The sequence below is a fragment of the Paraburkholderia fungorum genome (assembly GCF_900099835.1).
Classification (GTDB): Bacteria; Pseudomonadota; Gammaproteobacteria; order Burkholderiales; family Burkholderiaceae; genus Paraburkholderia; species Paraburkholderia fungorum_A.
Genome location: NZ_FNKP01000002.1, coordinates 291,990 through 304,107, shown reverse-complemented (window position 1 = coordinate 304,107; position 12,118 = coordinate 291,990). Strand labels below are relative to the sequence as shown.

At 60.5% G+C, this 12,118-nt stretch carries 8 protein-coding genes; 3 read left to right on the top strand and 5 right to left on the bottom strand.

Features of this window, described 5'->3' with window-relative positions:
* Nucleotides 1-3: 3 nt before the first annotated feature.
* The 3 genes from BLS41_RS17660 to BLS41_RS17650 form a co-directional block, all read right to left on the bottom strand.
* A complete protein-coding gene (locus BLS41_RS17660) occupies nt 4-741 on the bottom strand; it encodes an SDR family NAD(P)-dependent oxidoreductase (protein WP_074767098.1) in 738 nt (245 codons plus the stop codon).
* A 394-nt stretch (nt 742-1,135) separates the two neighbouring features.
* On the bottom strand, nt 1,136-1,945 hold the full coding sequence (locus BLS41_RS17655; RefSeq protein ID WP_083380004.1) for an alpha/beta fold hydrolase: 810 nt from the start codon (nt 1,943-1,945) through the stop codon (nt 1,136-1,138).
* 279 nt (nt 1,946-2,224) lie between these two features.
* A complete protein-coding gene (locus BLS41_RS17650) occupies nt 2,225-2,737 on the bottom strand; it encodes a cupin domain-containing protein (RefSeq protein WP_171910261.1) in 513 nt (170 codons plus the stop codon).
* Between the two features lie 115 nt (nt 2,738-2,852).
* On the opposite strand from BLS41_RS17650, the gene BLS41_RS17645 reads away from it, so the two are divergent.
* Entirely contained in the window at nt 2,853-3,758 is a 906-nt protein-coding gene (locus BLS41_RS17645; protein ID WP_074767094.1) for a LysR family transcriptional regulator, read from the top strand.
* Between the two features lie 66 nt (nt 3,759-3,824).
* Nucleotides 3,825-8,951, top strand: coding sequence for an AAA family ATPase (locus BLS41_RS17640; RefSeq protein WP_074767092.1), 5,127 nt, complete (start codon nt 3,825-3,827; stop codon nt 8,949-8,951).
* A gap of 189 nt (nt 8,952-9,140) precedes the next feature.
* Here the strand turns inward: BLS41_RS17640 and BLS41_RS17635 are convergent, their stop codons facing one another.
* Together BLS41_RS17635 and BLS41_RS17625 are read right to left on the bottom strand one after the other, a co-directional pair.
* On the bottom strand, nt 9,141-10,127 hold the full coding sequence (locus BLS41_RS17635; protein ID WP_074767091.1) for a zinc-dependent alcohol dehydrogenase family protein: 987 nt from the start codon (nt 10,125-10,127) through the stop codon (nt 9,141-9,143).
* Nucleotides 10,128-10,541: 414 nt separating this feature from the next.
* Nucleotides 10,542-10,919 carry a response regulator transcription factor gene (locus BLS41_RS17625; RefSeq protein ID WP_074767087.1) on the bottom strand — a complete coding sequence of 126 codons (378 nt, stop codon included), beginning with the start codon at nt 10,917-10,919 and terminating at the stop codon, nt 10,542-10,544.
* 504 nt (nt 10,920-11,423) lie between these two features.
* Here BLS41_RS17625 and BLS41_RS17620 point away from each other — a divergent pair.
* On the top strand, nt 11,424-12,071 hold the full coding sequence (locus BLS41_RS17620) for a response regulator transcription factor (protein WP_253189696.1): 648 nt from the start codon (nt 11,424-11,426) through the stop codon (nt 12,069-12,071).
* Nucleotides 12,072-12,118 lie beyond the last annotated feature (47 nt).

Genomic DNA, 12,118 nt, shown 5'->3' with positions numbered 1-12,118 from the left:
ACATCACCAGACGCCTGCGGTCGAACCGCCATCGACGGGCACGACAACGCCCGTAACAAAACTGGAGCGAACCAGATAAAGCACCGCGTCGACCACGTCGCTCGTGGTTCCCACCGTGCCCGACGGCGCAAGTGCGCGATAGTGCTCAATAGCGCCTGGCTCATGTAACGGTGTGTCAATGACGCCCGGTGCGATCGCATTCACTTTGACATTGTGTGCCGCGAGTTCAAGCGCCAGCGCGCGCGTTGCAGCGTTGATGCCGCCTTTGACCAACGCGGGAATGACGGAAGGCACGCGGACATTCGGCTGCATTGCAATGCTGGCTGTGATATTGATGATGTGCCCCGCCCCGTTGGCCGCCATATGCCGTGCCGCGAGTTGCGCCGGGTAGAAGAATCCTTTCAGGTTGGTACTGATCAGCAGGTCGAGATCTTCTTCTGTGTAGTCACCCACAGGCTTGGCGATAAACGCGCCCGCGCAATTCACCAGGATGTCGACGAAACCAAAATGCGTAATCGCCGTATCAAACAACGCGCCGGCAACTGCCGGGTCGGCGATGTCACCCGCCACATGCAGAAACCGCGAAGTGTCACCCAGTTGTGCTGCGGCTGCCTTCAGCCGTTGATCCGTTCGCGCATTTCCGACGACGTTAAAACCGAGAGCGAGAAAGGCCTTGGTAATGGCAAACCCAATGCCGCTGGAGGCGCCAGTGACAATGGCAGTTTGAGTGTCAGTATTCATTAGCGGGTTAAAGTCCGTAAGAAGTCTTGTGGAAAGAACGACGGTAGCGAGGTACAAGCTTAGTTAACTCGCCGGCCTCCGGGAATTCTCAACAAACTCAAGAAATAGCTTGCACGTCTCAACTTTGCGGACAACAACGGACCCTCCTCGACTGGGAGCGAGTTTTCTTCACATGGCACGTTGTTTGGGAGTCCATCAACATACGTCCGGCGTGTTACGCGGTTTATTCGAGCATTGACAACTCTGCTTCGCCGATCGGCGAAGCAGAGTCATTACATCAGCGTCGATGCAACGGCTTCGGCTTTGCACGCGGCCACCCCGCTGCCGATATGACGAGTCCGGTAATCGGCCTCAGTCGGCGTTCGGCCATGACTCTGCCATGCTGCTTTTCGATTCAACGGAGACTCTCAGCGGCCGTCGTGTCACGCGTGATCGGTGTCAACGTCATCAGTAGATTGGCGAGTTCGACCGGCATGTCAATCATCACATCGTGACTGCACGGCAGTCTGGAGACACGCCACCCCGCTTTTCCGGTGACTTGCTTCGCGTAGTATGGAAAGGGACTCGGTCCCCACCCTTCCGCAAGGATATAAAGTCTGTCCTTGATTGCCGCTCCGCGGCCCGTGAGAAGAACCTGAGTCTCGAATGTGGCAAATGCCTGAGGCGAGCAACGGCGGTCGATCCATGCGCGGTTTTTTGGCTCGACGTTGAAGGCGGCCGCAGGGACTGGCAGCGTCAGGCCACCGTTGCCGGTCATCGCGTCGGCTCGAAAAGCGGATAGGTAAGCAGCAGCGTTCTCTTCGGAAAACGCCAGGCGAATGCAGTCGTTGAACGATTGCCCATGCTCGGGTACGAAGGCGTCCAGATAGACCAACGACTGGATGCGATCACTCATGCGATCGGCCACGCCCGTAATAACCATGCCGCCATAAGAGTGGCCCACGAGAATAACGTTGTGGAGTTCTTCAGCCTCCAGAACGCCGCATACATCACGGATGTGGGTTTCCAGCGTGATGGCGTGGCTATTCAGATGCGCCCTCTCACCAAGGCCGGTCAGGGTAGGTGTGTAGACAGTGTGACCGGCCTCGCGTAACACGCGTGCGGTGTCGCGATAACACCAGCCGCCATGCCAGGCCCCGTGCAAAAGTACGAAGGTTGCAGGCGCCATTTCGGCTGATTCGTGATTTCCGCTTTCCAATACCATCTCGAGTCCAGTTCAGTATGCGGATGGTCGAGTGACTCGCCGTCCGGATTGCTTAATTTCCTGAGAAAGTGCGCGTCGGGATAAAGCTTCATCGGAGTGAGCCGGTCGCGACCGTGAGCGATTGCACGCCGCGGAAGTTGTGACATTGCCACCCTCCTGCGACTAGTGCAGTCGCTTCAGCACATTGCCAATGCCAATGGACAGCGTCTTGCGTCGCGTCGTCGTCTTTTCCATCATCGTCATCGTGCGTTGCGGTTCGTCCGATTCCAGTTGATCCCGTTACTGCGGAAGAACCGCAGTTGGCGCATGCAGCGTAATGCCGAAGCGCACCGCGGCTTCTCGCATGCGCGTCTTGAAGGCGTCATCGGGTTCCCGCGTTTCTTCCAGCGCTGCCAGCGGTTCCGCGCAGGCTTGCACGAAGCGGTCAAAGCCAGCCGGTGCGCAGATCACCAGGTATCGCGCGGTTTGAGTGCCCGTGTTGATCAGCCGATGCCGCTCGCCACGCCCGAAAGTGAAAGAAGCCCCAGCGCGCAATGTTTGGGTTTTTTCATCGCCGATGGTCTGTAACTCGCCTTCGAGCATGATCAGCGTCTCGTCTTCGTTGTCGTGATGATGCATCGGGGTTGCGCGACCAGCAGGCGAAGCCATTTCGAGCACACAATATGCGTCCGCCGTCTGGGCGCCGGACACAAGAATGCGTGTATGGGAGCCACCGAAGTCGTACCCGATGGTTTCGGTTAAGATGTCTGTGTCACGTGCAGTCATTGTTTTCTCCAAAGGATAGGATTGCATGACGCCGGCTCCAACTTGCGTTTGCGTCGACGTGATAAGACTATAACGACGCTTCGACTCACGCGGGGTCGCCGCCATGCCGCGACTCTGACGACACGATGTCGCGAATCCATCAATGAAAAATCTCAGCCAGTTCCTCAATTTCTCGGCCGTCGCGCGACATCGGAGCTTCGCGCAAGCTGCGAGAGAACTGGGGCTTGCGCCATCGTCTGTGGCCAAAAGTGTGGCGCGTCTCGAGAAGGACCTGGGCGCTCGGCTCTTTCATCGCACCACGCGCGCGCTAACGCTCACCGAAGAAGGCCGCACCCTTTTCGCGAAGTGCGAGTCACTCGCCGCGCAAATCGACGCGCTCGATCTGATGTCGCTCGGCGAATCGGACGAGCCCTCAGGCATGCTGCGGATTGGTGCGCCGATCGGTTACGGCGTGCGCATCGTGCTGCCTCTGCTGGCACGGCTACGCGAGCTTCATCCGGCGCTCGAATTCGATCTTCGGCTGTCCGATGGGCGTGTCGCTGTGCTTGACGAAGGGTTCGACGCGGTTGTCCGCATCGGTCAACTCGAAGATTCAACGCTGATCGCGCACAAGATCGACGAACAGCAACTGGTGTTGTGCGCCAGTCCGGCGTACCTCTCTATGCACCATCCCATACGTTCAATTCACGATCTGGCCCATCACACCGTCATCGTGTTCCGTCTGCCGACCCACGGCCGCGACAGGCCGCTCGAATTTATCGAGAAAGGCAGACCGGTGACGCTCACACCCAACACGTCGTTTCGCATCAGCCACGGCGAGGCGCTCGCGGAAGCGGCAGTGCTCGGCATCGGAATTGCGCAGATGCCCCAGTTCCTTGCACAACAGCACCTTGCCGAAGGCGCCCTTGTTGAACTGCTGCCGCGATGTCGGCCGACGCCGCTGGCGGTCAATCTGGTGTTGCCAGGATCGCGAGTGCGCGCCGCGCGTGTCCGTGCGCTGGTGGACGCGCTGACGGATGCACATCGAGCCAGGCCGGGGCGAGGTTAGCGCGGATATACGTGGTCTTCTTGCGGCTAAGCAGATCGTGACGATTTCTTTTTTACAACGGCGCCCATGACGGATTTGACCGAGTACTCGCTCACGTTGCTTCGCGCTACCCCTTTGGTGCTGCAACGAGGGATCAGTTCAACGGCGGCACGCGCCCTGTTCGTGTCCATCGAAAACCCACACTCTGAACGCGACACTTCGCACCGACTGCATCACGAATACGATTTGCGCGCAGAGCTACGCTCACCATGGGCCGCCCGGCCAACCGGATTGCTGCATCAGGACAACAAGCTCGTACTGATGCTGGACGATCCCGGCGGCGACCTGCTCCGTGAAAGGTGCAAAGCGCCGTTGCCTGTCGATGTTTTCCTGCGACTGGCAAGCGCCATCAGTTCCGCGTTGAGCGGCGCGCATGGGCAAGGCCTCGTTCACTGCGACCTGAGCCCCGATAACATTCTCGTAACTCAGGACGCCGGCGCGTGTCTGACAGGATTCGGCTGCGCGTTTCGCGACGACCAGAACCATCGGGAAAGCGACTTGCGGTATGCGAATCAGGGCATCGTGGAATACATGGCGCCGGAAGTGTGCGCGCAGATGAATCGTCGTATCGATGCACGTGCTGATTTGTACTCGCTTGGCTGCACGTTCTACGAAATGTTGACGGGCACCTTACCGGTAGCTGGCGACGACCGGCTGGCGCTCGTTCATGCGCACCTTGCGCGGCGTCCCGCGCTGCCATCGGAACTGGTCGCGGGGCTACCCCGACAGATCGAGATGATCATCATGAAACTCCTCGCAAAAGATCCCGAGGAGCGGTATCAGTCGGCTGCGAGTCTGACCGCCGACCTTGAACGCTGCGAGACGATGTGGCAAGCCGGCGAGTGGATCTCTCTCTTTCCACTGGACATACCCGCCTTGTCCGGACGCCAGCACCTCTCGCAACAACTGTTCGGACGCGAAGGCGAAACCAGCGTGCTGCGAAACGCGTACGAGCGAACTGCCGCCGGCGAACCGTCGCAACTCATTCTGGTGAACGGCTATTCGGGCGCCGGCAAAACCTCCCTCGTGAGCCAGTGGATCAAGCAGATGGGTGGGTCGTCGCATCTGTTCGCGGCCGGTACCTGCGAGCAGGTCAATAGCTCAACGCCTTACGTGGCGCTGATTCAGATCATCGAGCAACTGGTCCGGCCCATTCTCGGCGAAGACCAGCAGACGTTTCTGGTGTCGCAACGCCGTCTGCTCGACGCGCTCGGGGCCAAGGCGCGCATGTTGTGGACCGTCATCCCCGACCTGAAACTGATCCTGGGTGACAAGTTCGAAGATGATGGCGCGAATGTGCCCGTCGATCGGGAACGGTTTCTGACGGCCGCTGCCGATCTGATCAAGGTGTTCTGCAAACCTGAACGTCCGCTGATTCTTTTCTTCGACGATCTTCAGTGGTCCGACGAAGGCACGATGAGCGCGCTCGGGCATCTGAGCGAAAAGTCGTGCGGCCCCTATCTTCTTCTGATCGGCGCTTATCGCTGCAACGAGGTTGGACCGGATCATCCGCTCCGGCAACTCATGGCGTCGGCGAGCGCCAATCTGCAACATCTCGAACTGGCGCCGCTCGATCGTGACGACACTGCAAGGTTAATCGCGAGCACCCTGCAATGTTCGCTCGAACAGGTCAACCCGGTAGTTGACCTCGTCGACGAAAAGACCGGCGGCAATCCATTTTTTGCCACCCAGTTTGCAATCGAACTGGCTCAGGAAGGCCTGATCGAATTCGAACATCAGTCCAGCTTGCATGTTCGCGACCTCGACCGCATTCGCGCCAAGGCCTATACGGATAACGTCGTCGATCTGATGCTGCGACGTCTGGACCGGCTGGGCGCCGCGACCCAAGCGGCGCTGCGACACCTTTCCTGTCTTGGCAGCTTTGCACCGGTCGCAACGATCGCGAGCGCCATGGACTGTTCTGAGGCCGCGCTGCAAGAGGCGATGGCCGACGCCTTGCGCAGCGATCTGGTGTATCGAGCTGCAGACGGCTATCACTTCCGACACGACCGCTTTCGCGAAGCCGCTTATGCTTCGATGACGGAACACGCGCGTATCGCCCTGCACCTCGAGATCGGTCGGCGCATGATCGCGCGCATCGCCGACGAGCAGTCCGTGGAGGACGTGTTCGACATCGTCAGCCAGATCAATTTCGGCATCGGCGACGTTGCACCGGGCGACGAGCGGCGGCGCTTCGCCCAACTGAACGTCATGGCCGGCAGGCGTGCCAAAGCGGCGACGGCGTACGCGTCGGCATTGACCTATTTCGTCGCGGCGGCGGCGCTGTTGAGCACGGAACCCGAAGACGAGAGCACGCATTGGGTGGAGTTCTACCTCGCCGATTGCGAATGTCTGCTCGGCATGCTCGGGTCGGCAGAGGAACGGTTGTTGCGGCTGGGCGCGCGCGAAATCAGCATGGCGTTGCGAGCCGAATTGACGCGGCTGATAACGGGTCTGTACACCGCACAGAGTCGCGCCGATCTGGGCATGGAAGCAGGCCTCGACTATCTGCGTCGCCTTGGCCTTCATATCGAAGCAAGGCCGACGGACGTACAGGTCGATGAGGCATTTGCCGATCTGCAGCGTCGTATCGGCAACCGCACAGTGGCAGACCTCGCGCACTTGCCCACGATCAGCGATCCACTCTGGCACAGCGCCATCGAGGCGTTGGCGGACATGATCCCACCGGCGCTGTTCATCGATGTCAACCTCCTCGACATCATCCTGTTGCATGTCGCCAACCTGAGCGTCGAGCACGGCTTATGCGATGCGTCCAGCTTTGGATTCGTCTTCCTGAACTTTGTGTACGGCGCGCGCTATGGCGACTATTCAAGTGGCTATGAATTTGGAAAATTGGCCATTCAGGTGATCGACCGTTGCGGCCAGTCACGTTACAAGTCGCGGGTCTACATGCGCTTCGGCAGTCTCGTGATTCCCTGGACCCGGCCGCTCGACGAGTGCATGCCGTTCGTCGAACAGGCTTACCGGATCTCGTCTGAAATCGGCAATCTGGTGTTCGATGTCTCCAGCGCAAGAAACGTGGCGAGTCTTCTGCTTCTCGCCGGCGCCCCTCTCGACGAAGTCTTGCGCGAGGCAGAAAGAGGCTTCTCGATCGCGAGCGCTTCACGATTTGCTTTGTACCTCGGGGTATTGGGCGGCCAGATCGAACTCGTGAAAGCGCTGCGTGAATCGGGCATCGAGCGCCACACCCACAGCGACGAAGCTGCGCAAGACATGACGACGAGCGTGGCGTTTTCCGAGTGGACATACCGCTTGCAGGCCCGCTTCATGTTCGGACAGATCGACGCCGCGCTGGAGGCCGAACAGATGGCCCAGCCGTCGCTCAGCGCCTCGACAACCATTCTCGAAGTGATCGACTATCACTTCTACGGCGCGCTCACACGGGCCGACGCTTACGCGTCGGCCGTCGACGAGAACGCCCGACGCATTCAATGGGCCGCGCTCGCGATGCATTCCGCGCCGCTAGCTGCCTGGGCGCAAACCTGTCCGGTCAACTTTGCTGGCCGCAGTACGCTCGTCGCCGCGCGAATTGCCCAACTGGACGGACTGGAACACTCGTCGGCTCGCGCGGAACACCTCTACGACGAAGCGATCCGTCATTCAAAAGCGAACCGGTTCCTGCAAATCGAGGCAGTGGCCAATGAACTCGCGGCTTCGTTTTACCTGGCGCGCGGACTCGAGGAGAAAGCACGCACCTATCTGCGTGACGCGCGTCGTGCTTACGCGCAATGGGGTGCTAACGCCAAAGCCGCTGAACTGGATCGTCGCTACGGGTGGTTGCGCGACACGGATTCCGCACTCGTGGCACCACGCCCGGAAGATCCGGCTTTTCAGCAACTGGATATCGCCGCCGTCATCAAGGTGTCTAACGCGCTCGCCAGCGAAATCGTACTCCCCCGCCTGATCGAAACACTGGTCACGACCGCGCTACAACACGCGGGTGGCAGGCGCTGCGTGCTGGCACTGGCGCATAGCACGGAGATGCGGATCGAGGCGCAGGCGCGGGTATGGCACGAACGCATCGACGTTAGCGTCGCCAGCTTGCCTATCTCATCTGCCGATGTGGCGACCTCGGTAGTGCACGCGGTCGTTCGCACCGGCAAGCACGTGGTGCTGGACAATGCCTGCGAGAGCGGCGCATTCGTTCGCGACGAGTACGTGCAGCGCAGCCGCTCCCGTTCGATTGTCTGCACGCCGCTCCTCAAACAGGCGAAGCTGATCGGCGTGCTTTACGTGGAAAACGAGCTGGCCGTCGGCACCTTCACGGGTGACAAGACTGCCCTGCTGTCCGTACTGGGCAGCCAGGCTGCGATTGCCGTCGACAACGCGCGACTCTACGAAGACCTGATCGAACAGAATCGGGCGCGCTCGAAAGCCGAGCAGGCGCTGAGCAGCGCGCTGGCCAACCTTGCGCGAATGACGCGGGTGACGACCATGGGCGAACTGGTGGTGTCGATCGTCCACGAGGTCAGCCAGCCGCTGATGGCTATTCAGACGTCGATCGGCGCCGCCTTGCGCTGGCTCGACCGGCCGATACCCGAGGTCGCCGAGGCGAGGATCATGCTCACCAATGTCGCCGAAGACAGTTTGCGGGCATCCCAGGTTATCAAAAGCCTGCGGGCAATGGCGAAGCAGTCGGAGCCAACCTTCAGCCTGTTCGATCTCGGCGAAGCGGTCTTCGAAGTGCTGACGATGTTGCGTGGCCAGATACAGGACCATCATGTCGAAGTGATCCATCGGCCGCCCGATCCGGTACTGGTGAATGGCGATCGTATTCAGGTACAGCAAGTCGTGCTGAACCTGATCATGAACGCGACCGAAGCCATGAGTACCTTGGACGAACGCCCTCGCGTGCTGACCGTGGCATGCGAAGCGCTGCATGGACAACGCGCACTCGTGCGGGTCGAGGACACGGGTCCGGGGCTCGCCCCCGAGGTGGCCGGGCGGCTTTTCGAGCCGTTCGTCACCACCAAGCAATCCGGTATGGGCATGGGACTGTCGATATGCCGGTCCATCGCGGAAGCCCATGGAGGCGAACTGACCGTCGCGCCGGGCGAACCCCATGGGGCGGTGTTCAGCCTGAACCTGCCTGCCGGTGCGGCGGTGGAGCAGGACGACACGGCGCAGCAATGAGTTTTTGCCTGCGTGCGGCCAACAAGCTCATCGGCCGCCCGCCTACTTTCGTTACGGCTTCCTGACGAGTGGACAGGTGCTTTCGGCCAGAGGCCGGAATGCCTGGTCTGCGGGTATCACCGCTTTAATGCTGTAGTAATCCCAGGGATAGCGGGACTGCGCCGGGCACTGGACCTGGTGCGCGGAGTATCAGGCGATATCCACCACGATCTTGCCTTGCGCTGTACCGTCGCTCAGTGCCTCGTAAGCCTGTTCGACGGAAGCCAGATCGAAGCGGCGAGGATCGACCCGCGGCGCCAGTTTGCCGGCCTGTGCAAGCAGAGTGGCTTTGCGCATCATCTCGCCGTGATGTGCGCGGCCCTTGCCGCTCAGTAGCGCATGCAGTGTGAAAACGCCTGAGTACGTCGCTTCGCGAAACGATAGCGGTGCGAGCGCATGGGTGCCCCAACCGAGCGCGCTTACCACATGGCCAAAGTGTTTAACAGCCGCAAACGACGCATCGAGCGTCGTGCCGCCGACGGTGTCGACCACGAGATCGAACCCCTCCCCATCCGTACACGACCCGACGTATTGTTCGACGGTCTGGGTCGCGTAATCGATGGGCGTCGCGCCGAACTGGACGAGCACGTCCTGGTTGCCGCCGCTTGCCGTGGCGAACACCTTCGCGCCGAGCGCCCGCGCAAGCTGGACCGAGACATGACCCACGCCGCCCGCCCCCCCTTGTACCAGCACCGTTTGGCCGACTTGCAGATTGGCACGATCGACAATGCCCGAGTAAGACGTAATGAAAGCCAGGGGCAGCGCGGCGGCCTCGCGCATCGACAGACTGGATGGCTTGCGCGCCAGCAGATCGGCGTCGACCGCGGCGTACTGGGCGAGCGACCCTTGAATGCCGCCTACGCCGCCGGTCATGCCATAGACCTCGTCACCTGGCTTGAAAGCGCTCACGCCAGGACCCACCGATTCCACCACGCCCGCCATGTCGATGCCGAGCACCAGCGGCAGTGGATGCTTCGCGTGGCCAGCGCTACCCGCACGGATTTTCGTGTCGAGCGGGTTCAGTCCGCTCGCCGCGACGCGAACCAGCACTTCGCCTCGAGCAGGTTCGGGGCGCACAAGACTGGTGAGTTCGAGGGGACCGTTATAGCGGCTGAGTACAACAGCTTGCATGGACATGATGGGGGCCTTTGAGCGACCAGTTGGTCATGAAAGGTGAGAGAAGGCGCGATGGCGGCCTAACGTAGCGGCGCGTCGTTTCATGAGCAATCGGCGACGCGCCAACGATTCCACATTACGGGCTCCCTATTGAGCGGACAAGTGCTCATAGGTAGTGCAGTCCCATACCTTGGTCGATATCACGCGAGCTCGGATCGCCAGGCGCCACGAACGGCAGCGGTACATGCATGGGTGCGTGTTGTGAGCGAATGCACGTCGCGCAGGTTATTGCGCTGGTGCCGTTGCAGACGATCGGGTTCGACGATTTGCAGATCGGGAAAATAGTTTAGACGGGCGGTTCCATCGCGAAGGCGCGAACGATTCGAAAACCCGCTCATTCGTCTCAAACGACTGGCGCGGCGCGCGCCCCGACAGTCAAGGCAACCCTAACGCACGCGTGAGGCAATCGGCCAGCGCGGCGGCATCGATAGGCTTTTCCAGAATGGCGACCACACCCGGCTCCTGAAGCTTTGCGTTGAGCGCCGGAGTAGAGAACGCCGTGATGAAAATGGTGGTCAGCGTGTAGCCGGCCTGCACGAGCCGGGTGTGCATTTCGATGCCGGACATATTCGGCATCCGCACGTCCGAAACCAGACAATCCGTTTCCGCGATACCGGGCGATTGCAGAAATGCGCCGGCCGAGTCGAACAGGCGCACGCTCCATCCGAGCGAGCGCACGAGACCGGCCGTGGCGTTCCTGATGGCCTCGTCATCATCCACGACGGCGACAATCTTGATAGGTTCGGTACGCAATCGGTGCTCGATAGTGAATGCCTGCAGAGGCCGGGACGGCATTAAACGGGACTTTAAGCTCAGCCTATCGACTGCGTCGTCCGACGAAAAGCATACTAAAGTATGGGACCCGAACAGTTTTCTGCCCACGGCTGCGAGCAACGCCGCTCGACACTGAGACCGCGTTAGAAATGCTCCCAGACCAAGGGATAGTGGCACGCGCTGTTTGTGCGGCGAACGCTGCGACTGTCGGCAGCCTCGCAATACTTACGTTCCGAAAGCATTGCGAGACGCTGGCGCGGCATGGTCAAGCTGGCCTAAAATGAATCGGCTCAGCGCAATACCCCACTGATTCGGCCCGCCACGCACCCTGAGAATCGGCCGAGTCAGCCAGGACTAATAACAAATCAGCGAGGCGCGCGCCGACCCTCTGTCCGGTCAAGCAGGTGCGTTGCACCGATGGACCAAGGAGCACCCCAGATGATTCCACAGCGACAACCCGCCGCAAACAAATCGAGCCCAAATATGGAAACATCGATGGTCTATGTCGTCGACGACGACGAATCCGTGCGGCGCGCGCTGGTTGGCCTGCTGCGGTCAGTGGGGCTTTCGGTCGAGACGTTTGCGTCGTCACAGGAATTTCTCGACCATTCGAAACAGGACGCACCCAGTTGCCTGATTCTCGACGTCCGCTTACGTGGCGAGAACGGACTGCAGTTTCAGGACGCAATGGCAAGCCGCAATCTGCGCATGCCGGTCGTCTTCGTGACCGGCTACGGCGACATTGCCATGACGGTCAAAGCAATGAAAGCCGGCGCGCAGGATTTCCTCGCGAAACCATTTCGTGACCAGGACATGCTCGACGCCGTATCGAACGCGTTGGCAAAAGACCGCGAAAGAATGCTGGCCGAGCAATCGGTGCTGTCGTTGCGCGCGTCTTATGACTCGCTCACGCCGCGCGAGCGCGAAGTGGTGAGTTTCGTGCTTGCCGGGCTGCTCAATAAACAGATCGCTTCGGAAATGAATGTCAGTGAAGTCACGGTGAAGATGCACCGCGGACAGGCGATGCGGAAGATGGCGGCCCGCTCGGTGGCCGACCTGGTCCGCAAAGTGCAAACGTTGGGCGTCGAACCTGGAGTCAAAAGCGACACGCTTCGCCGTAGCCCGGCTTGATAAAGGCCGCGTCCAGCACGCGGACCCGGGCCCCTTGCGGCTGACCT